Origin of the sequence: Vreelandella olivaria (assembly GCF_023507745.1) — a bacterium.
GTDB classification, from domain to species: domain Bacteria; phylum Pseudomonadota; class Gammaproteobacteria; order Pseudomonadales; family Halomonadaceae; genus Vreelandella; species Vreelandella olivaria_A.
Genome location: NZ_JALPZO010000052.1, coordinates 1 through 24,865, shown reverse-complemented (window position 1 = coordinate 24,865; position 24,865 = coordinate 1). Strand labels below are relative to the sequence as shown.

Below are 24,865 nucleotides of genomic sequence, written 5' to 3'. Positions count from 1 at the left end.
ACGCTTGGTTGGCAGGCAATCACTTCTTTTGTCGCGCTTGCAGACAAGCATCCAGAGGCCAATCACTCATCGTAAATATGGAAACCGCGGCCACTCTTACGACCCAGATATCCTGCATCCACCATACGCTTTAATAACGGGCAGGGGCGGTACTTGGGATCACCAAAACCTTCCTGAAGTACTTCCATAATAGCCAGACAAACATCCAAACCAATCAGGTCAGCCAACGCTAGTGGTCCCATGGGATGGGCCGCTCCCAGCTTCATGGCTTCGTCTATTGCTTCGGGAGTGGCCGTGCCTTCCTGGACGATAAAAGCGGCTTCGTTGATCATCGGAACCAATAGCCGGTTGACCGCAAAGCCAGGGGAATCGCCAATGGGCACTGCTGTTTTACCCAACGCCTTCGTCAGTTCTTCTATCCGTGCCACCGTGGCATCAGAGGTTTGTTCGGCACGGATGACCTCCACAAGCTTCAGAACGGGCACAGGATTGAAAAAGTGCATGCCTACCACTCGCTCAGGGCGTTCGCACACGGCAGCCAAACGCGTAAGCGAAAGCGAGGAGGTGTTCGAGGCAAGAATGGCATCCCTGCTTAAGTGGCTCAGGTCACGAAACAGTTTTTCCTTAAGAGCGGGCTGCTCAGGCGCGGCCTCGATGATAATACCGCAGTCGCTCAGCGCTTCCAGAGCGGCTGTGGTGGTAAGCCGTGCCAGCGCCTCCCGCTTTTCTGCTTCGCTCATTCTCTCTTTCGCCACCAGCTTATCGAGCCCTTTGGCGATATTACTCTGGGCGCGCTTGAGCTGCTCATCAGCCACATCATACAGACGCACCGTATAGCCACTCGCTGCGACCACTTGGGCTATCCCCTGCCCCATGGTGCCAGCGCCTACCACGCCAATCAGTTGCTCGCTCATGCCGTTGCTCCCCTGAATCAGTGCTGCTTGGCTTCTTCACGCAGTACAAATTTTTGAATTTTGCCTGTCGATGTTTTGGGTAAATCACTAAAGATAATGGTTTTGGGCACTTTAAAGCCCGCCAGATGCTCGCGGCAGTGGGCAATGATATCTGCCTCGGTAACCTCACCATAACCGATTTTTAACTTAACAAAAGCACACGGCGTTTCCCCCCATTTTTCATCAGCTTTGGCGACTACCGCTGCCTCTTCCACGGCGGGATGGCTGTAGATGGCATCCTCTACCTCAATGGTAGAGATATTTTCACCACCGGAGATAATGATGTCTTTCGAGCGATCCTTGATTTCGATATAGCCATCCGGATGCCAAACGGCTAAATCGCCTGTGTGATACCAGCCTCCTTCCAGCACGCTGGCTGTTGCATCCGGATTCTTCAGATAGCCCTTCATGACATTATTGCCGCGCATCAGAATTTCGCCAACGGTCTGGCCATCTTTTGCGACCGGCTCAAGCGTCACCGGGTCGGCGACGCTGATTGCTTCAAGCATGTGATAACGCACTCCCTGGCGGGCCTTGAGTTTCGCCCGGGATTCCAGCGGCAACTCATCCCACTCCTCGCGCCAGGCACATACCGTCACGGGACCATAGACTTCTGTAAGGCCATACACGTGGGTCACTTCAATACCCAGCTTTTCAACCCCGGCAATCACTGATGCAGGTGGCGCAGCACCCGCCGTGGTGACCTTCACAGGATGGTTAAATTCGCGCTTCTGCTCAGCCGGTAGATTAACCAGCCCGTTTAGCACAATCGGGGCACCACTAAAGTGCGTGACCTTTTCATCCACAATAAGATCGTTGATCCGCTTGGGATCTACTTTACGCAGACACACACTGACACCGGCATTGGCAGCAATGGTCCAGGGGAAACACCAGCCATTGCAATGGAACATGGGCAGTGTCCAGAGATAGACCGGGTGATGGGGCATGGCCCACTCTAAAATATTACTGACCGCATTTAAGTAAGCACCCCGGTGATGGTAAACCACCCCTTTGGGCTTACCGGTAGTGCCCGAGGTGTAGTTAAGCGAAATCGCCTGCCACTCATCATCAGGCAACTGATAGGCATAGTCCGGGTCGCCTTCAGCCAGTAAGGCTTCGTACTCCACCTCGCCAATGCCTTGGGTGTCACCTAAAAACTCCGGATCGGCAACGTCAATAATCAGCGGTTTGTCATCCAGCAGGGCCACAGCATCGTTAATAACGCTGGCAAATTCAGGATCAACCAGAATGGCTTTTGCTTCGCCATGCGTCAGCATGTAGCTGATGGCTTCAGCATCCAGGCGAATATTCAGCGTATTAAGTACACAGCCCGCCAGCGGCACACCGAAGTGGGCTTCAAACATGGCCGGAATGTTTGGCAGCATGGCAGCTACCGTTTGGCCAGGCTGGATGCCACGTTTTTCAAGGGCCGAGGCGAGTTGGCGGCAGCGGGTCCAGGTTTCTGCCCAGGTGCGGCGCGTAGTGCCATGTACCACTGCCAGAAAGTCGGGATAAACAGCCGCCGAACGCTCGATAAAGGTTAGCGGTGAAAGCGGTACATGGTTAGCGGCAGTGGGTGATAAGCCTTGATCAAAAATAGAAGCATTCATAAATCACCTTGTATGTTAACGGTTAATTGCGTGATACGTTTTTTATAATTTAGTGCTGTTCATGTTCTTCCGTTGCTTTACCCGTCCCAGGCTCACGCCCAAAGAGGTTTTGCTTTTGGACTAACATGTACAGCACGACACCTGCTGCTAACCCCCAGCCCGCGCCATAAACGGCCAGCACAACGGCCATAGTGCCTGCCACCCCGCGCTCTGCTGTAGTTTTGGTCTGCTCAATCCCTACCATTAGGCAAATATAGCCCGTGAGCAACAGAGTGAGTGAAAGGGCAACAGGCAGTACCGGCTGAAACATGCTGACTAACGGCAGCGTAAATAGCGCAAAAAAGCCCGTTATCCAGAAGGTGCCACCACCGCTATAGATAGACTCCATGGCATTGCGGCCATTTTGATAGCGTTCAGCCATGGTTGCGGTAACGGCAGTCCAGATGGGACCTGCCAATCCAGGGTAAGGCGCAAAGAAGGCGTGCATGCCATTACGAATGGCCGTGACATGATGGATGCGGTTGGTGCTGTAATCGATTTTTTCATCGGTACGGATATGGTCGACACGGGACATTAACGTACGCCCCACCACAATATCGCCAAACGCGATGACATAGGCGATGACCGCGGTAGGTACAGCCAGCATAAATACATCAACGCCTGGAAAACCCACGACGAAAGGCAGATGGTTCCACATTTCAGTAAAATTCGGCTGAGTAATCCCCCACTCGATAGTAGGACGTGGATATTCACCAATCGCCCAGGCAATCAGGATGGCGACGACCATCCCCGGTACCATGCCGTAGTTGGCGATTTTGCGCATGATGGTGTGGTCTTCAACCCAGCGCTTAAAAGCCACTGAAAACAGCATAAAGATGGCAATTAACATACCGGCAATGAGTGAAACCGGGGTTTCAGCCAAACGTCCGCCCTGCTGTATCTCTCCGGTAATGGCGGCAATACCGGCACCGATGATAATCCCGGCTTGAAGAGAGTTAGGCACCAAATGCACGAGCTTGCGGCCTAACCCCGTCACCCCCAGAATTAAAAAGATCAAGAAGACCAGAAACTGCAGTGCAAATAGTGCCTGAATCGCCTCAGGGCCGGGTTCAAAATCGCCCAGAAACACCAGCACAACCGGTACCGCCGGAGTAATCCATCCTGGCACCATGGGGACACCCAACAGGGCTGGTAGCATAAAGCCAATGCCACACACCACCACAAAGGCAAGAGCCACATCATAGGGAAGGCCCAGGTACTGTTCTAAAAGGGGAATCATGGCCAGGCTGACCACAAACATAATCAGGGCTTGAATCATCTCCGCCATTTCCCAGCGGTAATGAATAAACGGGAGACGAATTTTAAACGGCCCGGCGGGCCAATAGGGCTGTTCTTCCCCATGTTGGCGGTGTTTTAACTGCATGAAATACTCCTTCGGGTTTTAGTCATTGTTAACTTGTTGTTTCCCACTGAAACTTACCCTGTCGGCTCCTCCACCCAAGCACGTTTTTTAAACGGCCGTTTCATTGTGTTTAATGTAAGCCGCCGACCCTTCAGAGTCGGCGGATAGGGGGCAAATGGGGAGCGGTAATACTGTCCAGGGCAGCTATGAAGCTGTGTCGAAGTCGCTCAGGCACTGCATGCCTGATTCGATAATGGCACGCTGAGCACGACCTACTGGTAGCCACTGGGTAATGGCAAAGCTGGCGCTGCACAGCTTGGCGGTGTAGAACGGCTCATCACTACCATTCTGGATGGCCTGGGAGGCATGCAGGGCAGCGATGCCCATTTGCCAGGCACACAGCACATGGCCTGCCAGATTAAGAAAGGGAGTGGCATAGGCTTGTACTGCATCGGGACCATTTTCTGGATGACGACCTTGCTCAAGCACCGTAGCCGAGGCAGCACGCAGATCATCGGCGCCTGCGGCCAGCGCATCGCCCAGCGTGGCTAAACCTGCGTCAGCACGCAGTGCCGCGGCAGTTTGCTGTACATCGTCGATCAACGCTGCTAGTGCGGCACCGCTGTCGCGTTGCAGCTTACGGCCTGCCAAATCAAGCGCCTGAATACCGTTAGTACCCTCATAGATGGGTGCAATGCGCGCATCACGTAAAAGCTGTGCAGCTCCCGTCTCCTCCACATAGCCCATGCCACCATGCACCTGGACCCCCATTGAGGCGATATCCACTGCCTGATCCGTCGAAAAGCTCTTCACGATAGGAATAAGCACGTCGGCACTGGCTTGGGCAGCCTGACGCACCTCCGGGCTTTCAGCATGGCGCGCCAGATCTAACTGGCCGGCACAGTAAAGCGCCAGGGCACGCAGGGCATCGGTACGGGCCCGCATGGAGAGCAGCATCCGCCGCACGTCCAGGTGATCGTTAATAGCACACTCGCTGCCGCCACGTGACTTGGGCGCCCGGCCCTGAGTCCTATCCTGGGCATAGGCAAACGCATGCTGACAGGCACGTTCGGCAACGCCAATACCCTGGATACCCACCTTATGGCGCGCCTCGTTCATCATGGTGAACATATGATTAAGCCCGCGTCCCTCTTCCCCGATCAGGTAGCCAATGGCACCGTCGTTCTCACCAAAACTCAGGGTGCAGGTGGGTGAACCGTGAATGCCCAGCTTATGCTCGATAGAGGCGCAGGTAACGTCATTACGCTCGCCAAGGGAGCCATCTTCATTAACCAGAAACTTAGGGAGCAGGAAGAGCGAAATGCCCTTATTGCCTTCCGGTGCATCGGGCTTACGCGCCAACACCAAGTGAATAATGTTGTCGGCAGCGTCGTGCTCGCCCCAGGTGATAAAGATTTTTTGGCCGCTGATGCGGTAATGATCTGCTTCAGGAATGGCTTTAGTGCGAACCTTGGAAAGGTCCGACCCCGCCTGTGGCTCGGTAAGATTCATGGTACCTGTCCAGGTACCTTCCACCAGCTTGGGCAAATAGATTGTTTTTAATTCATCACTACCGTGATGGGCCAGCGCTTCGATAGCGCCGGCAGTTAACATGGGACAGAGGCCAAGCGCCATATTGGCCCCGTGGAGCATTTCCTGTACCGCACTGGCCACCACTTCGGGCAGGTTTTGGCCCCCCAGCGCGTCAGCAACACCAATACCGTTCCAACCGCCTTCCACATAGGCCTGGTAGGCTGCAGCGAATCCTTCTGGCGTGGTCACACTGCCATCTGCATGGCGTTTAGCTCCGAGCTGATCACCAATGCTATTGAGCGGCCCCCACACATCACCAGCAAGCTTTGCCGCCTCTTCCAGCACCGCCTCAACAAGATCGGGAGAGACCTCTTCAAAGCCAGGCAGTGCAAGCGAACGATGCGCCAGCATCTCTTCGAGTACAAAGCGTAGGTCGCGTACCGGCGCGGCATAATAATTCATGGCAAAACCTCAGGCAAAGACGGTGATAATCAGCGATTAGCAAAAACACTACGCAAGATAGTAGTTTCACTACTTTTATCACGCCATTAGCCCAAGGTCTCACCCAGGCAAATAATGCCTGCTATTTATTTACGCTCTACCTGCTCCACATCATCGTAATAGGCAATATGTGTTTCATCCTCTGGTGGCGGACCAACGACCGGCTCAGCCACTTCCACCTCAGGCACAACGTCTGAAAGGTCTTCCAGATGCTCATGCTCAAGGGCGCCTTGTACCAATTCCTCAGTGACCACCAATTCAGCACCTGCTGCCGACATAGGAGTCGTCGGTGTAAAAGGAGCCACTGGCACTGGCGCCGGGCGCACACTACGCCGCCAGCTAAAGAACAGCACAAAGAACAGGCTGAGCGAGCCAAACGCCCAAAACAGTCCTGCATCGCCCATGGCGGTCATGACCGGAGAAATCATCAGTGGGCTGATAGTCGCGCCAATCGAGTTGATTAACAACAGTCCCTGGCTCATGCGCACCAGCGCTCCTGCGGGGGCGCGATCGGCCGCATGACTGACAGCCACCGGATAGAGCGCAAACACACCGCCTCCCAGCAAAAACAGCAACATCGCCAACAACGGGATCGAAAGTGGCAACCACAGAATGGCCGCAGAAATCACCACGCAGAAGGCGCTGATAGCGATGAGCACCATTTGACGGTCGTGGCGATCCGACCAGCGGCCAATGGGATACTGCAGCAACATGGCCCCCAGAATCACCACCGCCATCATCTGCCCAACCTGATTAACGCTCATGCCAATACGCTGCAAATAGAGGGGTAATAACGTATAAGCAGCAGCCACCACCATCCCCGAGCCGAGGCTACCTATCACACCTGTGGGCGTCATGGTAATCAAACGGTGAGGTGGCAGGGGTTCTGCATGTTCAATCAGTGGCGAAACGCGGGGGATCATTGCCATGGGCAATACAGACAACGAGGCCAATAAGCCTATCACCATAAAGGGAGCGGTATCCCCCATGGCACTGGTGACACCCAGCATCAACTGGCCGAGCACTCCGGCAGCGTAAAGGGAGATCATATAGAGGGCGAGCAAACGACCACGCACCTTCTGGTCACCTGCGGTCAGCAACCAGCTTTCAATGACCAGATAGACGCCTACGGTAGCCCAGCCACCAATCAGGCGCAGAGCGAACCAGGCCCAGGGGTCAAAAAACAGTCCTTGCAGTAACACGGTTACCGCCACCAATGAAGCAAAACTGCCATAGGCACGAATATGGCCTATACGCAGCAGCAGGCGGTCATTGAACATGGCGCCCAGGGCCAGGCCGATGAAATAGGCCGACGAGACAATCCCGATGACCGTGGCCGACTCACCTGCGGCATCCAGTCTCACGGTAATTAACGTAGCGAGAAAGCCATTGCCAATCCCAAGAATAAATAGCCCTAACAGGGGCGCCAGCGCCATGGCCAGCAGTTGCCGCGACATGAGTACCTCACCTTGCCAAGATTATTGACGTTTAGCCGCCTGCGCACCTGGCACACCGGCAGGCAAGAAAACGGGCGCGCAATTATTGCTTTAACCGGCATAAAGTCAATGCTTTTTCGCCCTTATAGCCACACCATTAGTGTTTTTTAAAAATTACCGTATCTTTACTGGGAAATTCCACTAAAAGCCGCTGTTCAGCCGCCCACCAACGAAACGTCGCTTCACTGAAAAAGCTGACATGGGTAGGGTCGTTAATATAATGCCAACGGGCAAAGGAGTCCTGGGTGGTCACACGTTTGGTCATCAGCCCAAGATAGCCACCTGGAGAGAGTTGCGCGACCAATTGCGCAAGCACCCTGCCCGGTTGTGAAAGATGCTCCATAACTTCAGTAGCCGTAATAAAATCGTATTGGTGGTTGAGCACCTCAGCATGGGGGGCGTAAAAAACATCGTAAACCGCCATCGAGTGCCCCCTTTCTTCAAACATGACAGAAAGCGTGGGACCAGGCCCTGAGCCAAAATCCAGCCCATGGGCCCCTTTAGGCAGTTTGGCAAGCAGTGGCTCAAATAAACGCCCTAAGAAGCGCCGGTATCCCGTATCATGCGGCGAATTCTGGTGCTGGTCGTACACGGCCTTTTCATCAGCCGCCGTTAAATGCTGCTCGACAGGCACAAACACCAGCGCACACGTGGCACACTGGTAGTAATCCCGGCGACGGTCCTGGTGGTAAAGCGCAGGCTTGGGCGCATCGCATAGCGGACAGCGTCGCATCATCGTATTCTCTTGTTCTACGTCTGTATTAAAGGAAAGTGGCATGCTCTCAGGTTTGGACCATCTTGTTGTTACGGTGACCGATATCGGTCGCGCTGTGGATTTTTACTCCCGTGTATTGGGGCTTGATGTACGTTATCGGGACGCGCAGCGGGTAGACCTGATGCTGGGGGATACCGCACTGCGATTGCACCAGACCGACACCGATATCGCTCCCGTTTCCGCCACCCCTACCCCCGGCAGCCTCGATTTATGCCTGCGCTGCCAGTTACCGCTGGATGAGTTCAAACAGCACCTGGATGCGCTGGATATCGAGGTTGAACTTGGCCCCGTCGCCCGTCAGGGCGCCAATAGCCCAATTGAGTCGTTATACCTGCGCGACCCGGATGGGAACCTACTGGAAATCTGTCGCCCATCTACCCGTTAAGCGACAAACCAACGCATATTAATGATAAGCCTCGCTGCCCACGCTATCATAGCGTGCTTGAACGGCATTCAAGAGATGCCATGTTGAAAAGCAAGCAATAAGGAAAAGTCATGAGCGACAACGCAAAGGGTGCGCCGATTGAGGGCGAAGTGATCAGTAACGAAACCAGCTCGGAACAGCCATCCAGCGAACAGTCACCGCAACCCGACACTACCATGGCCATGGTGATTTATGCCCTCTATTTAGCTAGCTTCGTAGTGGGCTTTACTTCTATTGTTGGGATCGTCATCGCTTATATGTACCGGGGCAAAGGGCCTGTCTGGCTGGATGAACACTATCGCTACCAGATTCGTACCTTTTGGATAGGCCTGCTCTATGGCAGCGTGGCTGCTCTGCTTACACTTGTACTGATAGGCTTCCCACTTCTGTTTGCACTGGCGGTATGGTTGATCATCCGCTGTGTGAAAGGGTTTAAAGGACTGCAGGAAAAACGCGCCCCCTCTAACGTGGATAGCTGGTTCCTCTAAGGTATGACGGAACAGGTCCCCCCAACGCGCAGGCTCTTCTCACAGGCCGGAGCCATCGCCTGGCTCTGGAGAATGCTTTCCCGCTGGCCACTATCCCGATTATGGCGCATTGCCGCCCGGCTAGGCCCACAGGTATATCGTTTTAGTAAACGGGAGCGCCAGGTAACCGAAATCAATCTTGAGGTGGTTTACCCGAATGCCACTACCCAGGAGCGAAAAGCACTCGCCAAGCAGAGCCTGCAACACTCCGCCGCCACCATGCTGGAACTTGGCCACGCCTGGATGGCCATGCCAGAAAAAGTAGAGACCAGTATTTTATCCGTACACGGTCGTGAAAAACTGGACAGCGCCCGTGCTGAAGGGCATGGCGTTATTGTGCTGGCCCCTCATTTTGGCAATTGGGAGGTGCTTAATTTCTGGCTCTCCAGCCATTTCCCTTTTACGGCCATGTACGAGCCACCAAAAATCACCAACCTTGAGCCTATTATTCGCCATGGCCGCGAACGTATGGGCGCAAGTTTGGTACCCACCAACCCCAGAGGGGTCGCCGCCCTGTTAAAAGCGCTTAAACGCAGTGAAGCAATCGGCATTCTGCCTGACCAGGAGCCAGATTGGGGTAGTGGCGTCTTTGCCCCCTTTTATGGTCGTGATGCCTATACAGCAACACTGCTCCCCAAACTGGTAGCCCGCACCCAGGCGCGGGTAGTGACAGGCGTTGCCTTACGGGTACCCGGAAAAGGGTTTGAAATTCACTTTCTTGATGCGGATGAGCGTGTGTACAGCGCCGACGATGTCGAATCTGCCACCGGCGTCAACGCCAGTGTCGAGGCATCCATTGCTCTGGAACCGGCCCAGTACCAATGGGAATACAAACGTTATCGCAAGGTAGTGGAAGAGCAGCAAGGACTTACCAACGCCAATGATTTCCGGCTCTATTAACAGCTCTATATAACACGGTTCTGAGGTAATTGATGACCCAGCACTACATCCCCAACGAAGATACCCGGCCACCGCAAATCATCTACGCGCTTTATCTGGCGGGATTGGTCACCGCCAATATATCACTGCTGATTGGGGTGATTATCGCGTATGTTTATCGTAAAGAAGCCGCCCCTTGGCTTCAGGCCCACTATCGCTATTTGATCCGCACCTTTTGGATGGGCTCTCTCTACTTTATCGTTACCTTTACCCTAAGCCTTATCCTGGTGGGTACCCTGCTATGGCCACTGTTGATGGTATGGTTGGGCGTGCGCTGCATTGTGGGCTGGGTAGCGGTACGTAAAGGGCAGCCACCGGCACGCCCCGGCAGCTGGCTCTGGTAATTGGCGAGATGGGCCATGCCTCCCAGTTAATCGTTCAGGCGACGCTGCAACGTATCCAGCTCCTGAGTGTGTGCTTCAAGTTCACGCGTCGCTTCTGATAATTTTGTACGCCGTTTCTGGATATCGTCTTCATCGCCATCACGTAGTGCAGCTTCCAGATCTGCCTGCCGCTCGCTTACTTCTTCCTGACTTTCACGCACCTCATCAGCGGCCTCGGCAAGCACGCTTTCATTGGTGCAGTTTTCCTCAATGGCATTCAGGGCACGCTGTAACCCCCGAATACGATGTTGATTGCCATGCTGTTGGGCATACTCAAGCTGTTGGCGTATCTCACTACTCTTGTCCTCGCACAACACTTCCTCAGCGTGCGCAACCGGTAGCAGTAAGAGGCCGGCGGTGACCATGACACTTAAACAACCTACCCACTGTTCTTTCATTACTTACTCCTGACACTTCATGAATACTGCCATGCCAGAGAAGTATAGCGACTCTCATCGCCACATGTAGCATATGTCTGCCACTGGCGTCATGCTGACGAGCTAATGATGCAAATGCGATATAGATAGCAGAAAATACAATTTATTGAATAAGAGGAAAATTTAATATTCTTTTTTAGAATATTAAAACTTACTGACAAACCAGGTATCGCTCGCAATGAATCTCCAGCAACTGCGCATCGTACGCGAGACAGTGCGGCAGCACTTCAACCTCACCGAGGCCTCGAATGCGCTGTTCACCTCACAGTCCGGGGCAAGCAAGCACATTCGCGATTTGGAAGAGGAGCTCGGCGTTGAGCTTTTTGAACGCCGGGGTAAGCGCATTCTTGGCCTGACGGTTGCTGGCAGCACATTGATCGACTTTATCGAACGTATTTTACTGGATGTAGAAAACCTTAAGCGCTCGGCGCATCAGCTTACCAATGAAGACCAAGGCAGCCTGGCAATTGCCACAACACATACCCAGGCCCGCTATGCACTGCCACCCATTATTGCACGCTTCAAGCAAGCCTTTCCCAAGGTACATCTTGAGCTGCACCAATGCAGCCCTGAAGAGATTGTGTCGCTATTAAAAGCGGGCAAGGTCGATATTGGTATCGCCACGGAAGCCCTTCATGAAGAGGGCCAGCTGTTCGCCTGCTTCCCGTTCTACCACTGGTACCACGGTGTCGTTGTACCGGAAACACATCCGCTTAACGACGGTACGCCACTAACACTTGAGCGTATAACCCAACATCCCATCGTTACATATCACGAAGGGTTTACCGGGCGGGCGCGGATAAATACGGCGTTCGCCGCAGCGGATGTCTATCCCGACATTGTACTCACAGCGCTGGATGCGGATGTTATTAAAACCTATGTGGAGCTGGGCATGGGCGTTGGCTTGATCGCCTCCATGGCCTACCACGAACAGCGCGATCAGGGGCTCAAGCTGTTAGATGCCAGCGCGCTCTTTCCGCGTAACACCACTTACCTCGCACTGCGGCGTGGGCATTTTCTACGTGGCTATGCCTACCAGTTCCTAAGGCTATGCCGCGACAACCTGGATGAAGAGACTATTCAGCGGGTGTTATCAGGACGTCAAGAGTAATCCATCAGTTCCTGCCACTCCTCCAACCCCGGACCCCGCGGGCAAAGTCTTTCAGGCCATGCTGGGGTGCGGGCATATTTTCAGGGTATCGCAGCCACCCCATACATAATCACAAAAAAATATAAGCAATCCATTTTTTATTCGTTAATTTGCATAATACTCACCGTTAGGCTGTTCCCATCCATCTAATGAAAGACCCAAAATGGTCTCACTCTGGAGCAGCCAATATGCAAATCTCGTTTTCCCATTCAAAGCTCTTCAACACACGGCACCTTTCCAGACTAACGGCTGCCACTCTGCTGGGTGGTGCCGCTTTAGCAGGCGCGCTCAGCCTTAGCGCCCCCGCCCTGGCACAAAGCGACCGGGTGGAACTACTCAACGTATCTTATGACCCCACCCGCGAGTTTTATCGTGAGTACAACGAGCTGTTCAACCAGTACTGGCAAAATGAGAACGGCCAAACCGTTACCGTTCGCCAGTCCCATGGCGGCTCTGGTTCTCAAGGTCGCTCTATCATCGATGGTATTGATGCCGACGTGGCCACACTGGCGCTCGCTTACGATATCGATGCCCTGCATGACCGGGCCAACCTGATCCCTGAAGATTGGCAGTCACGCCTGCCCAACAACAGCTCGCCGTACACCTCTACCATCGTTCTGCTGGTACGCGACGGCAACCCCAAAAACATACAGGATTGGGATGATCTGGCCCGCGACGATGTCGAAGTCATTACGCCTAACCCCAAAACATCCGGTGGGGCACGCTGGAACCTCCTGGCACTGTGGGGCTATGGCCTAGAGAAGTTTGATGGTGATGAGGAGCAGACTTACGATTTCGTGCGCCAGGTTTACGCCAATGTTCCCGTACTGGACCCGGCAGCCCGAGGAGCGACCAACACCTTTGTACAACGCCGCTTGGGTGACGTTTTCATCGCCTGGGAAAACGAGGCAATTCTGTCAGTGGAGCAATTGGGCGCGGGTGATTACGAAATTATCGTGCCATCTTTAAGTATTTTGGCTGAACCGCCGGTCACGCTGATTGATAACAATGTTGACCGTAAGGGTACCCGCGAGGTCGCTGAGGCTTATCTGGACTATCTCTACTCCGATGAAGCACAGCACTTGGCTGCCAAGCATTACTACCGCCCTAGCAACCCGGATATTCTGGCTGAGTATAGCGAAGAGTTCCCAGAGCTTGAGCTATTTACCATTGATGAAGTCCTGGGTGGCTGGCAGGAAGCGCAACAGCGGTTCTTTAACGATGGCGGGGTGTTCGACGATATTCTCGAAGAAATCAATACTCAATAAGTACTTTTGACTTTATTGCCAGGGGGCTACTGCCTCCTGGCATTTTAATGGGGGCCTATATGTCAATCACCCTTGCCAAACGACGGGTCATACCGGGATTCGGACTCACCATGGGCTTTACCTTGCTATATATGGGGCTGGTGTTTCTGATTCCGGTGGGTGCCTTTCTGCTTTACGCCACCACCATGAGCTGGGAAACCTTTTGGAGCGCCGTCACCCAGCGCCAAGTGGTGGCATCTTATAAACTCTCTTTTGGCGGCTCCTTGATGGCGGCGACCATTAACCTGGTGTTCGGTGCACTGCTTGCCTGGGTGCTGGTCCGCTACCGGTTTCCAGGCAAGCGCATCGTTGACGCGCTGGTCGATCTGCCTTTCGCGCTGCCAACCGCCGTGGCCGGTATTGCCCTGGTCACGCTCTACGCCAGCACGGGTTGGGTGGGCCAATACCTGGATGTCTTTGGCATCCGGGTGGCGTATACGCAGTTGGGTGTTGTCGTGGCGCTTACCTATATCGGCTTACCTTTCGTTGTGCGCACCGTACAGCCGGTGCTTGAAGACCTGGAAGCCGAGCTGGAAGAAGCCTCGGCAAGCCTGGGAGCTGACAGGCTGACGACCATTCGTCGGGTTATTTTTCCCGCCCTGTTTCCTGCCTTGTTGACGGGCTATGCGTTGGCATTCGCCCGCGCACTTGGCGAATACGGCTCCGTGGTATTTATCTCTGGCAACCTGCCTTTTCGCACTGAAATTACGCCGCTACTGATCGTTGCCAAAACTGAGCAGTACGACTATCACGGCGCGGCCGCTATCGGCACGGTCATGCTGATTGCTGCGTTCGTCATGCTGTTAATCATTAATGGCCTGCAGTGGTGGACCAGCCGGCGTCATGGATAAGGGGAGCAAACGTGACTACATCGACCACCGTGATTGAAACCAACGACACCATTGCCAAACGCTGGCGACGTGCGACAGAAGAGCCCGCCTGGCTGCGGATTGTGCTCATCACCCTCGCCCTGGCCTTTGTCGCGCTCTTTTTGGTGCTGCCATTATCAGTCGTACTTTACGGTGCCTTCGAGCGGGGTATCAGCGTTTGGTATGAAGCAATACGCGACCCTGATGCGATGTCTGCCATTCGCCTGACGCTGCTTATCGTCGCTATCGTCGTCCCCCTGAATACACTGTTCGGTATTGCCGCAGCCTGGGCAATCGCTAAATTTGAGTTTCGTGGTAAGCCCATCCTGATCTCACTGATTGATATGCCCTTTGCCATATCACCTGTTGTTGTGGGTTTAATCTTCGTGATTCTGTTTGGCTCTCAAGGCTGGTTAGGTCCCTGGCTCTTAGCCAACGATATGCGGATCATCTTCGCCGTACCCGGCATCGTCATCGTGATTGCCTTTGGCACACTGCCGTTTATCGCCCGGGAGTTGATCCCACTGATGCAGCAACAGGGGAAAGAGGAGGAGGAAGCGTCACTCACCCTCGGAGCTAACGGCTGGAAAACCTTCTGGTATGTCACCCTGCCGAACATCAAATGGGGTCTCATCTATGGGGTTATTCTCTGTAACGCCCGCGCCATGGGTGAGTTCGGCGCCGTAGCGGTGGTTTCCGGCCGTATTCGTGGAGAGACCAATACCATGCCGCTGCATATCGAGGTGCTGTACAACGAGTACATGTTTACCGCCGCTTTTGCTGTCTCATCACTGCTAACAGGTTTGGCACTGGTCACCATCGCGATCAAAAGCGTTGTTGAGTGGCAGGAAGAGCATCGACAACGCCTTGCCGCTGTCTGACCCCTGAGTGCTTCACAGAGATAAGAGAACCTTCATGAGCATCGAGATTGATCACGTTAATAAGCACTTTCGCGATTTTGTTGCGGTAGACAATGTCAGCCTCACCTTCCGTGATGGTGAGCTTACTGCGCTACTCGGCCCTTCCGGCTCGGGCAAGACCACGCTATTGCGCATTATTGCCGGCCTGGAACAGCCGGATACCGGACGTATTCGCTTCCACGGGGAAGACACCACTGACCTGCATGTCAGCGAGCGCGGCGTCGGCTTCGTCTTCCAGCACTATGCACTTTTCAAGCACATGACCGTTTTCCAGAACGTGGCTTATGGCCTGACCGTCCGCCCACGTAAAACGCGCCCCAATAAAGCTGAAATTAAACAGAAGGTCATGCGACTGCTGGAATTGGTGCAACTGGACTGGACCGCACATCGTTACCCACATCAGCTTTCCGGCGGACAACGCCAGCGGATTGCTCTCGCCCGGGCACTGGCGGTCGAACCAAAAGTATTGCTGCTGGATGAGCCCTTCGGGGCACTGGATGCCAAAGTTCGCGCGGAGCTGCGCCGCTGGCTGCGTCGGCTACACGATGATATCCACGTCACCAGTGTGTTTGTGACCCACGATCAGGAAGAAGCACTGGAAGTCTCTGACCGCGTCGTGGTGATGAATACAGGCCGCGTGGAGCAGGATGGCTCCCCGGAAGAGGTCTATGACCACCCAGCCAACCCTTTCGTGTACCAGTTCCTCGGCAATGTAAACCTCTTCCATGCACGGGTGCATGATGGGGTTGCCCGAATTGGAAACATACAGCTACCGGCGCCGGAGTTCCAGGGCTACCAGAATGAACAGGGCCAGGCTTACGTCCGCCCTCATGAGATTGAGGTATTTGCCACAAAAGAGCACTCTGACGCGCTCCATGCCAAGGTAGAACTCGTGTCGGTGGTAGGCCCAACGGTGCGCCTTGAACTACGTACAGATGATAGCGAAGCGCTGGTACATGCTGAAATTTCCAAGCACCGTTTCCGCGCACTGGGCCTCGTACAGGGCAGTGATGCCTGGATTCGCCCCATTTACAGTCGAGTCTTTCTACCCGATGAACGTGTGGCAAATGGTTAAACGCCTGATCAACACCTATGGCCGCTGGTGCAGGCTGTATCAGCGACCTGCCCCGGCACATGCTGATAAAGAGAAACCCAAGCCAGCAACCTGGTGTGGGCCCCGTGACATTATTGACTGGATTGATGGACCTTGAGTCGTTCATGACTGTTAAACTAGTGGGAAACTGACTACGCATGGGAGCCCTCAGTGACACGAACCCACCACGCAAAGCCTACTTTTCAGTTACGGGTAGCGCTACATCGTGATGTAGTGATCGGGCCTGGCAAAGCAGACCTGCTGGAGATGATTGACCAGACTGGCTCTATTTCAGCGGCTGGGCGCTCGCTTAAAATGAGCTACAAAAAAGCCTGGCAGCTTATTGAGACCATGAATAATCACTTCCTATCCCCTCTTGTTTCTACAAGCTCTGGGGGTAACGAGCGTGGAGGCGCCCATTTGACCGAGTTGGGCAAGCAGGTACTCACCCATTACCGTGCCCTGGAAAAACAGCTCACACCCGAGCACTCTGCTGATGCCCAGGCACTACTCTCACTGATGGTCTCCTAAGTAGCTCCCTAACCTTTAACACCCTGCGCATCTTTGGTCAGATGCTATCGACCCGCCTTCCTCATTTGCCGTTGAGCGTCACGCTACTTTTGTGTAATCTCCGCTATATCCATTTGGAAATAGCGGAATACCGATGATGACAATGCGCCCGATTAATCGCCACCTGCTTACCACAGCCTTTGTATTGATGCTGCCGACCTCTGCCTTTGCAACGGAAAATCTGCAAGTGGCCGCAGCCGCTTCACTTACCGATGCGCTGAATGACGCTATCGCCGTCTACGAGGCACAGCACGACGTGAAAGTGACCCCCATCTATGCCTCCTCCTCCACCTTGGCCAGACAGATTGCCAGCGGGAGTCCATCGGTGCTGTTTCTATCGGCCAATGTAGAATGGATGGACTGGCTGGAGGAGGAAGGTGTAAACGTTCAGCAGCGCAGTGATTTACTGCAAAACCGCTTGGCACTCATTTCCGCCAGCGACTCGGTACCAGAGCATTTTACTCCCGGTGATGACGCCCATATCGCCACTCTGCTAGGCGACCGCGACCGACTCTCTGTTGGAGACCCGGATCACGTACCTGCCGGTATCTATACCCAGCAGGCACTTGAAGCGCTGGGCGAGTGGGAAGAGCTACAGCCAAGACTTGCCCGTGGCAATGATGTGCGTGCAGCGCTAACACTGGTGGAACGCCAGGAAACGCCGGTGGGCGTGGTGTACCAGACCGATGCCTTTGCCAGCGACCGGGTGAGAGTGCTGGGGCTCTTCCCTACCGATAGCCATGCCCCTATCACCTACCCTGTCGCGTTGATTGATGCAGAGCAGAACGAAGCGGCAGTGGCACTCAGGGAGTGGCTGGAAAGCGAAGAGGCATTAAGTATTTTTGAGGAGCATGGTTTCGACACCATTACGAGCACACCGTGACACTCTCTCCAGCCGAATGGGAAGCTATTCGCCTTAGCCTGCTGATTGGCCTGGCGGCTGTCGCCTGGATTTTACCACCCGGTATTGCGGTTGCCTGGTGGTTAGCCCGCTACGATTTTCGTGGCAAGGCGCTGGTGGATGGCTTAATCCACTTACCATTGGTACTCCCTCCCGTCGTCGTGGGGTACCTACTTTTAGTGGCACTGGGCAGACAGGGGGTGGTTGGTCAGTGGCTATACGCCAGTTTGGGGGTATCCCTCCCCTTTACCTGGCAGGGGGCTGCGGTTGCCAGCGGGGTGATGGCATTTCCACTGCTGGTGCGGGCACTGCGCCTGTCGCTGGAGGCGGTGGACCCCAAGCTTGAGGCAGCGGCAAAAACCCTTGGTGCTAACCGCTGGCGAATATTTACCACCATTACGCTCCCCCTGGCCGTTCCCGGCTTACTGACAGGAACGGTCCTGGCGTTTGCACGTGCGCTTTCCGAGTTTGGAGCCACCATCACCTTCGCCTCAAACATCCCAGGCGAAACACGCACTCTGCCCCTGGCACTTTATACGCTGATCCAGTCACCCGGCCAGGAAGCTGCGGCGGCGCGGCTCTGTATTCTGGCTATCATCATCGCCCTGTTCTCACTGGTCGCTTCCGAGTGGCTGGCCAGGCGCACCAAACAACGCTTACAGGAACGTGATGTCTATTAATCCTTCCTCATCCACCGACATCTCGCCACTATCCCTATCCATTGATCAGCGCCTTGGTAGCTTTCACCTTCAGGCGGAATTAACACTGCCAGGACGTGGTGTCACCGGTATTTTCGGTACCTCGGGTAGTGGCAAAACAAGCCTGCTACGTTTAATCGCCGGACTGGAACGTCCTGAGACAGGAGCGATTCAGTTGGGCGATCAGGTATTGCTGGATACCCAGCGCCGTATTTGCGTTCCCGCACATAAGCGCAGAATTGGAGTCGTATTTCAGGAGGCCCGCCTGTTCCCTCACTACCGGGTACGCGGCAACCTTACCTATGGCATGCCCACCCATGCGCCAGACCGTTTTGATGAGATTGTCGAACTCCTTGGCATTGCCCCTCTGCTGGAACGCATGCCTGGCACCCTATCCGGTGGAGAGGCAAGGCGAGTCGCCATAGGCCGGGCGCTGCTCAGCGCCCCACAACTACTACTGATGGACGAGCCCTTAACGGGGCTGGACGGAGCCCGCAAGGAGGAGCTGCTGCGCTTTATCGCACGGCTCACCAAACAGGTCGACATCCCTGTGATCTACGTCAGCCACGACCCGGAAGAAATTTCTGCGATTGCTGATCATCTTGTACTAATGAAGTCGGGCAATATCGTAGCCAGCGCCCCCTTGAATCACCTGCTACAGCGTTTCGACTTAACTCAGGAATTGGGAGGGTTCGACGCAGCCTCGATTATTGAAGGGCGGGTGGAACAGCACGACACCAGGTATCATCTCACCCACCTTTCGCTTGATGAGCGTCACCGTTTAGTCATACCAGGTACCTCAGCCCCGATAGGCAGCTATTTGCGGATACGGATTCTAGCACGGGATATTGCCCTGGCACTGACGCCTCCGCTGGCTACCAGCTACCGTAATCAGCTACCTGCCACCATTGAAGCAATGACAACGCTCCCCATAAGCCCTCACTCGGTTGAGTTGCTCTTAAGCGTAGGTGCTAACCGGTTAAGAGCCCGCTTAACACGCAAATCCTCGGATGAAATGGCACTTGGGGTAGGCAAGCAAGTGACGGCGCTTATTCGTAGCGTATCGGTTTCGCATTATTCTTAGCACCGGAATAATAGCCGTCTGTGCCCTTATCGGGATAGTTCGAATCGTGCTCAGGGCAATCAAAGATTTTGTCAGCCGTCTCATCTGCAGGCACTACCCTCTGACGTTACTGAACGCTGGGTTACACAGGCAAGCATTACTCCTGCCACCATCGATCAAGAGGTTATCAGCTCCCTACAGGCAGCCGCGGATTTCTTCCATCGCCATGAAGTGCTTCCCGTTGCCGTTGATGTCAGCGATGCCTTCGATACCCGTTTCGCTGACTGGCTCATAGCTTCAGATAGATTCCCCCTTAGCAATCCCGAATAACCTTTTCTTTTTTAACTATTTAAGCCAGGAACAAGCACGTTGGTAGCATAAATCAACACGCTTACTGGCTTAATTCTTTCATTTTCATCGCGTTTTGTTACCCGTTCCCATCGGAGGACCATGTAATGGCCACTGTTTCACAGAAATTGGCTTCACACAGGCTGGCCGACAGTGCACTGCCCTGGGCAGTTCCTATCGCGTTAATACTATTGTGGCAACTTGCGGTCAGCTTCGGCTGGATTTCCAGCCGCATTATGCCAGCTCCCCTGGCAGTGATTGAGGCGGGCTGGCGGTTAACAGCAACAGGCGAAATTTTTTACCACCTAGGCATCAGCTTTCAGCGCGCAGCGCTGGGGTTTGTCATTGGTGGCGGCATAGGACTGCTGCTGGGTTTGATTAGCGGGCTCTCCCACTGGGGAGAAAGGCTTCTTGATAGCACCGTGCAGATGATTCGTAACATACCGCACCTGGCGCTGGTGCCTCTTGTCATCCTTTGGTTTGGCATTGATGAAACCGCAAAGATCTTTCTTGTTGTGCTGGGTACCGCCTTTCCTATTTACCTCAATACCTTTCATGGCATTCGTAATATCGACTCGAACCTGATGGAAATGGCACGCAGCTATGGCTTATCAGGATGGCCACTGTTTACCAATGTCATTTTGCCCGGAGCCATGTCGTCAATTCTGGTGGGTGTGCGTTATTCGCTGGGATTGATGTGGCTCACACTGATCGTTGCAGAAACCATTTCAGCCAGTGAAGGCATTGGCTATCTGGCTATGAACGCACGGGAGTTCTTACAAACCGATGTCGTCGTACTTGCCATTGTGCTGTATGCACTGCTGGGCAAGCTGGCTGATGAAGCTGCCCGTTTCCTTGAACGCCGCTGGCTGCGCTGGCACCCCGCCTACGTTAAGGGAGCATAACCATGACCTTTTCCACCTATTCGGAAACAAGCGCTTCTACCACCTCAACGGCTTCCAGCAGCGCCCGCTCATCCCACGCCCCAGCAAAGGGGGGAACGCACCTGCACTTAACAGGTGTGGTGAAGAAGTTTGGCGAACTGGAAGTACTTAAAGGCATCGACCTGGAGATCGAAAAAGGTCAGTTCATTGCCATTGTGGGCCGCAGCGGTTGCGGTAAAAGTACGCTTTTACGGCTGATCGCCGGGCTGGATAGCCATAATGCGGGCACTTTAAGTGCAGATGGTCACGCAGACCTGGCATCAACTGATATTCGCATGATGTTTCAAGACGACCGCCTTCTTCCCTGGAAATCGGTTATTGACAACATAGGCCTGGGGTTAAAGGGCGATTGGAAACCCCGCGCCAAACGTGTGCTGGATGAAGTGGGCCTGTCAGATAAAGCTGGTGTCTGGCCAGCCAAACTTTCAGGCGGCCAGCGCCAGCGAGTGGCACTGGCAAGGGCTCTCATTCATCAGCCGCAACTATTGTTGCTGGATGAGCCCCTTGGCGCCCTCGATGCGTTAACCAGAATCGAGATGCAGCGCCTGATTGAGAGACTCTGGCAACAAAATGGCTTCACTGTTTTGCTGGTCACCCATGACGTTCAGGAAGCGGTTCAGCTTGCGGACCGCGTGATCGTCCTCGAACAGGGGCAGATCGGCATGGACTTACCCGTTGATCTGAATCGGCCCCGTGAACCTGCCAGTGCCGACGTCTCTGCCATTGAAGGAAAAGTGCTGAAACGCGTTCTAGGTCAATAACCCTGATCCAATAACAAGTACCTCTCATCATTCCTTAGCTTCTCCCATCACACCAACGCACAAGGATCGTGCTGTTTAAGGAACTTACGCCATGAAACACTTCACTCTGCCCCAAACCTTTAAACGCTCTGCCATGGTGGCGGCTCTCGCTACTGCAACGCTCATTCAGGCGCCATTAACGCTGGCCGATGAATTACGCATCGGCTACCAACGCTCTTCTACCCTGATGAGTGTTTTACGCAATGATAACTCTCTTGAAGAAAAGCTGGCTGAGCAAGGCGTTACCATTGAGTGGTACGAATTCACCAGCGGCTTGCCCATGCTGGAGTCATTGAACGTTGGCAATATCGATATCAGCGCCGATGTAGCCGATACCGTCCCGATCTTTGCCCAGGCAGCAGGTGCCGACCTTACCTTCTATGCCAGTGAAGCCCCCTCACCTTCCGGTCAGGCGCTGATTGTGCTGGAAGATAGCGAGATTGAAACGCTGGAAGACCTCGCCGGTAAGCGTATTACCGTAACCCGTGGCGCAGGTAACCACTATCTGCTTATCGCCGCACTCGAAAGCGTTGGCCTGACGCTTGACGATGTACGCGTCTCTTATCTGCCTCCCTCCGATGCCCGCGCAGCATTCGCTCAAGGCAATGTAGACGCATGGATTGCCTGGGAACCGTTCCTATCAACATCACGCGCCACTCTTGAGACCCGCACGATTACGGATGGAAGTGATGGGCTGGCCAGTTATACACGCTACTACCTGGCGGCCACCCCGTATGTAGAAGCCTATCCCGAGGTGATCTCCACGGTTTATGAGGCACTGAATGAAGCAGGTAAGTGGGTAACTGAAAACCCGGAAGAAGCCGCAGAGCTGTTAGCGCCTTTGTGGGGTAATCTTGACCCGGAAATCGTACAAACCGCTAACCAGAATCGCAGCTATGATGTACAACCGATGACGCTGGAAGGGCTTAGCGAGCAACAGAAAATTGCCGACGCTTTCTTAGCTGCGGACATTCTGCCCCACGCCGTGGATGCTACAGGCTCCCCGATCTGGCAACCTGGAGAATAACATGACCGCCTTTGCTACTCCTTCCCAGCCAGCACCAACCGTTACAAAAGGGAAGTTTCTATGGTTTCTACCCACCCATGGAGATGGGCACTACCTGGGGACCGCCAAGGGTGGCCGAGAAGTCAGTCTTGGCTATCTGAAACAGATCGCCCAAGCGGCAGACCAGCTTGGCTTTTACGGCGTGCTGTTACCCACTGGCCGTAGTTGTGAAGACTCATGGGTTATCGCCTCGGCCTTGGTTCCCACCACTGAGCGCCTGCGCTTTTTGGTGGCTGTTCGCCCAGGCCTACAATCCCCCTCGGTGGCTGCCCGCATGACAGCCACGCTTGACCGTATTTCCAATGGCCGGCTGCTGATCAATGTGGTGACCGGAGGCGACCCCGCCGAGAACAAGGGCGATGGCATTTTCCTGCCCCATGATCAGCGCTATGAGGTCACCCGGGAGTTTTTGGAGGTATATCGTGGCTTGCTCGCGGGTGAAAATGTCACCTATAAGGGCAAACATATCCATGTCGAAGAGGGCCAACTCATCTTCGAACCGGCCCAGACACCCCACCCACCACTCTACTTTGGCGGCTCATCGGCAGCGGGCATTGAAGTGGCAGCGGATACCGTCGACAAGTATCTCACCTGGGGGGAACCTCCCGCCCAGGTTGCCGACAAAATAGCCACCGTTCGTGAGGCGGCTAAAAAGGCTGGACGTGAACTCACCTTTGGCATCCGGCTGCATGTGATTGTGCGCGATACCGATGCCGAGGCATGGGCCGCAGCGGATAAGCTCATCGAGCATGTGGACGATGAGACCATTGCAGCTGCACAGCAAACATTTTCACGCATGGACTCCGAAGGGCAGCGCCGCATGGCAGCCCTGCATGGTGGGCGCCGGGATAAGCTTGAGGTCAGTCCCAACCTGTGGGCAGGTGTCGGCTTGGTGCGTGGTGGTGCCGGAACCGCGCTAGTAGGTAGTCCTGAAACCGTTGCGGAACGTATCCGTGAGTATATGGCCGTAGGCATTGATACCTTTATCTTCTCAGGTTATCCGCACTTAGAAGAGGCCTACCACTTTGGTGAAAAAGTACTGCCATTACTGCCCAAAGCGCACGAACCGCCCCCTGCTATTGACACACTAAGAGCACCTGTGCGCGGCGAGATTGTAGCGAATAGCGCAAAACCTCGCTAAGCCTTATTTTTATCTTATAAACTTATTGCCCCCTTAGTAAAGGGGGCCTTTGTATAACCTCAACACCCTTTTCACCATAAGCATTTCTTTTATTCTTCTTTACACTGCATTGCTATTTACAGCCAGTACGACATACTTCATTCAATCTTATTTATTTCAACGTGGGGAGAGAAGAGTATGTCAATTGCAAACGAACACTACCTAATCGTACCCGGTTGGAACGGATCCGGGCCCGATCACTGGCAAAGCCACTGGCAAACACAACTGATTAATAGTTCGCGTACTCAAGTAAACAGCTGGAGCCACCCGGACTTACATGATTGGGTGGCATCACTTCACCATGCCATTTTACAAGCCAAAACGCCCATTATATTGATTGCCCATAGCCTGGGCTGTGTCACCGTTTCACACTGGGCTAAACGCTACCCGGCACTGGCTTCGAAGATCAAGGGTGCTCTGCTCGTAGCCCCTGCGGATGTTGAGCGTGGTAGCGTAAGTGAGCGCTTAGCTACTTTTGGCCCCATTCCATTACGCCCGCTTCCTTTTCCCAGTCTTGTCGTTGGCTCAACCAATGATCCTGCAGCGACTATCGAACGCATCCAGCATTTTGCCAATGAGTGGCATAGCGCTTTGCATATTATTCATGGTGCAGGTCATATTAACTCCCTTTCTGGACATACACATTGGAGCGATGGATTACGCTTACTCAAGTGCTTTAACTATTATCGTGATTTAAATAGCGATCAACGACGTATTGCTTAACATTTTTATATAGAGATAGTCCACTCGTAGGAGCCTGCCTAACCTGGCCTTCCTGCGTCATTTACATCCCTCGCCCAGAGGGATTTTTTTATTCTCTTATTGTGAATAACAACATCTAAAAAACTTCCTAGATACCATCTCTCCTAACCAGTCACAAACAACCCATTAGGTGGTTTGCGACCGATATTCGGTTTGGGTCTTGAGGATGCCATAGGCGATGTGGATTAGCTTCCGCATCGCCGCCCCCAAGGCC

The 24,865-nt window shown here is 54.0% G+C and carries 25 protein-coding genes; 18 read left to right on the top strand and 7 right to left on the bottom strand.

What is annotated here, in order from left to right; genetic code table 11:
* Positions 1-62: 62 nt before the first annotated feature.
* The 6 genes from HP566_RS04115 to HP566_RS04090 form a co-directional block, all read right to left on the bottom strand.
* A complete protein-coding gene (locus tag HP566_RS04115; RefSeq protein ID WP_249975993.1) occupies positions 63-914 on the bottom strand; it encodes a 3-hydroxybutyryl-CoA dehydrogenase in 852 nt (283 codons plus the stop codon).
* A 17-nt stretch (positions 915-931) separates the two neighbouring features.
* A complete protein-coding gene (locus HP566_RS04110; RefSeq protein WP_249975992.1) occupies positions 932-2,563 on the bottom strand; it encodes an acyl-CoA synthetase in 1,632 nt (543 codons plus the stop codon).
* Positions 2,564-2,612: 49 nt separating this feature from the next.
* The gene (locus HP566_RS04105; RefSeq protein WP_249975991.1) at positions 2,613-3,986 is read right to left on the bottom strand and encodes a solute carrier family 23 protein; all 1,374 of its coding nucleotides are present in this window, start codon (positions 3,984-3,986) and stop codon (positions 2,613-2,615) included.
* Positions 3,987-4,169: 183 nt separating this feature from the next.
* On the bottom strand, positions 4,170-5,960 hold the full coding sequence (locus tag HP566_RS04100) for an acyl-CoA dehydrogenase (RefSeq protein WP_249975990.1): 1,791 nt from the start codon (positions 5,958-5,960) through the stop codon (positions 4,170-4,172).
* Positions 5,961-6,085: 125 nt separating this feature from the next.
* Positions 6,086-7,456 carry an MFS transporter gene (locus HP566_RS04095; RefSeq protein WP_249975989.1) on the bottom strand — a complete coding sequence of 457 codons (1,371 nt, stop codon included), beginning with the start codon at positions 7,454-7,456 and terminating at the stop codon, positions 6,086-6,088.
* 136 nt (positions 7,457-7,592) lie between these two features.
* Entirely contained in the window at positions 7,593-8,231 is a 639-nt protein-coding gene (locus HP566_RS04090; protein ID WP_249975988.1) for a class I SAM-dependent methyltransferase, read from the bottom strand.
* Between the two features lie 40 nt (positions 8,232-8,271).
* Here HP566_RS04090 and HP566_RS04085 point away from each other — a divergent pair, with 40 nt between their 5' ends.
* The 4 genes from HP566_RS04085 to HP566_RS04070 all read left to right on the top strand — a co-directional run bounded on the left by HP566_RS04085 (position 8,272) and on the right by HP566_RS04070 (position 10,504).
* Entirely contained in the window at positions 8,272-8,655 is a 384-nt protein-coding gene (locus tag HP566_RS04085) for a VOC family protein (protein ID WP_249975987.1), read from the top strand.
* 110 nt (positions 8,656-8,765) lie between these two features.
* On the top strand, positions 8,766-9,182 hold the full coding sequence (locus HP566_RS04080) for a DUF4870 family protein (RefSeq protein WP_249975986.1): 417 nt from the start codon (positions 8,766-8,768) through the stop codon (positions 9,180-9,182).
* 3 nt (positions 9,183-9,185) lie between these two features.
* Positions 9,186-10,121: a lysophospholipid acyltransferase family protein gene (locus HP566_RS04075; RefSeq protein WP_249975985.1), complete on the top strand. Its 936-nt coding sequence runs from the start codon at positions 9,186-9,188 to the stop codon at positions 10,119-10,121.
* A gap of 32 nt (positions 10,122-10,153) precedes the next feature.
* Positions 10,154-10,504 (top strand): DUF4870 family protein, encoded by a 351-nt coding sequence (locus HP566_RS04070; RefSeq protein WP_249975984.1) that lies wholly within the window; start codon positions 10,154-10,156, stop codon positions 10,502-10,504.
* Between the two features lie 26 nt (positions 10,505-10,530).
* On the opposite strand, the gene HP566_RS04065 is transcribed toward HP566_RS04070, so the two are convergent.
* Positions 10,531-10,941 (bottom strand): DUF1090 domain-containing protein, encoded by a 411-nt coding sequence (locus HP566_RS04065; RefSeq protein ID WP_249975983.1) that lies wholly within the window; start codon positions 10,939-10,941, stop codon positions 10,531-10,533.
* 217 nt (positions 10,942-11,158) lie between these two features.
* Here HP566_RS04065 and HP566_RS04060 point away from each other — a divergent pair, with 217 nt between their 5' ends.
* The 14 genes from HP566_RS04060 (at position 11,159) to HP566_RS03995 (ending at position 24,612) form a co-directional block, all read left to right on the top strand.
* Positions 11,159-12,091, top strand: a complete 933-nt coding sequence (locus HP566_RS04060; RefSeq protein ID WP_249975982.1) for a CysB family HTH-type transcriptional regulator — start codon at positions 11,159-11,161, stop codon at positions 12,089-12,091.
* Between the two features lie 227 nt (positions 12,092-12,318).
* Positions 12,319-13,398 carry a sulfate ABC transporter substrate-binding protein gene (locus HP566_RS04055; RefSeq protein WP_249975981.1) on the top strand — a complete coding sequence of 360 codons (1,080 nt, stop codon included), beginning with the start codon at positions 12,319-12,321 and terminating at the stop codon, positions 13,396-13,398.
* Positions 13,399-13,457: 59 nt separating this feature from the next.
* Positions 13,458-14,288 (top strand): sulfate ABC transporter permease subunit CysT, encoded by an 831-nt coding sequence (cysT, locus tag HP566_RS04050; RefSeq protein ID WP_249975980.1) that lies wholly within the window; start codon positions 13,458-13,460, stop codon positions 14,286-14,288.
* Between the two features lie 11 nt (positions 14,289-14,299).
* Positions 14,300-15,187, top strand: a complete 888-nt coding sequence (gene cysW, locus HP566_RS04045) for a sulfate ABC transporter permease subunit CysW (protein WP_249975979.1) — start codon at positions 14,300-14,302, stop codon at positions 15,185-15,187.
* 34 nt (positions 15,188-15,221) lie between these two features.
* On the top strand, positions 15,222-16,301 hold the full coding sequence (locus HP566_RS04040; protein ID WP_249975978.1) for a sulfate/molybdate ABC transporter ATP-binding protein: 1,080 nt from the start codon (positions 15,222-15,224) through the stop codon (positions 16,299-16,301).
* A gap of 189 nt (positions 16,302-16,490) precedes the next feature.
* On the top strand, positions 16,491-16,850 hold the full coding sequence (locus tag HP566_RS04035) for a winged helix-turn-helix domain-containing protein (protein WP_249975977.1): 360 nt from the start codon (positions 16,491-16,493) through the stop codon (positions 16,848-16,850).
* 133 nt (positions 16,851-16,983) lie between these two features.
* Positions 16,984-17,772, top strand: coding sequence for a molybdate ABC transporter substrate-binding protein (modA, locus tag HP566_RS04030; RefSeq protein ID WP_249975976.1), 789 nt, complete (start codon positions 16,984-16,986; stop codon positions 17,770-17,772).
* Positions 17,769-18,470: a molybdate ABC transporter permease subunit gene (gene modB / locus HP566_RS04025; RefSeq protein WP_249975975.1), complete on the top strand. Its 702-nt coding sequence runs from the start codon at positions 17,769-17,771 to the stop codon at positions 18,468-18,470. Before modA ends, modB begins: the two co-directional genes overlap by 4 nt.
* Positions 18,460-19,572: a molybdenum ABC transporter ATP-binding protein gene (gene modC, locus HP566_RS04020; RefSeq protein WP_249975974.1), complete on the top strand. Its 1,113-nt coding sequence runs from the start codon at positions 18,460-18,462 to the stop codon at positions 19,570-19,572. Before modB ends, modC begins: the two co-directional genes overlap by 11 nt.
* A 434-nt stretch (positions 19,573-20,006) precedes the next feature.
* Complete coding sequence (gene ssuC / locus HP566_RS04015) at positions 20,007-20,804, top strand: aliphatic sulfonate ABC transporter permease SsuC (RefSeq protein WP_249975973.1); 798 nt, start codon at positions 20,007-20,009, stop codon at positions 20,802-20,804.
* Positions 20,805-20,806: 2 nt separating this feature from the next.
* Complete coding sequence (locus tag HP566_RS04010) at positions 20,807-21,604, top strand: ATP-binding cassette domain-containing protein (protein WP_249975972.1); 798 nt, start codon at positions 20,807-20,809, stop codon at positions 21,602-21,604.
* A gap of 91 nt (positions 21,605-21,695) precedes the next feature.
* Positions 21,696-22,670, top strand: coding sequence for an aliphatic sulfonate ABC transporter substrate-binding protein (locus HP566_RS04005; RefSeq protein ID WP_249975971.1), 975 nt, complete (start codon positions 21,696-21,698; stop codon positions 22,668-22,670).
* A gap of 1 nt (position 22,671) precedes the next feature.
* Positions 22,672-23,850 (top strand): FMNH2-dependent alkanesulfonate monooxygenase, encoded by a 1,179-nt coding sequence (ssuD, locus tag HP566_RS04000; protein WP_249975970.1) that lies wholly within the window; start codon positions 22,672-22,674, stop codon positions 23,848-23,850.
* A gap of 177 nt (positions 23,851-24,027) precedes the next feature.
* A complete protein-coding gene (locus tag HP566_RS03995; RefSeq protein WP_249975969.1) occupies positions 24,028-24,612 on the top strand; it encodes an RBBP9/YdeN family alpha/beta hydrolase in 585 nt (194 codons plus the stop codon).
* The last annotated feature ends 253 nt before the right edge of the window (positions 24,613-24,865 follow it).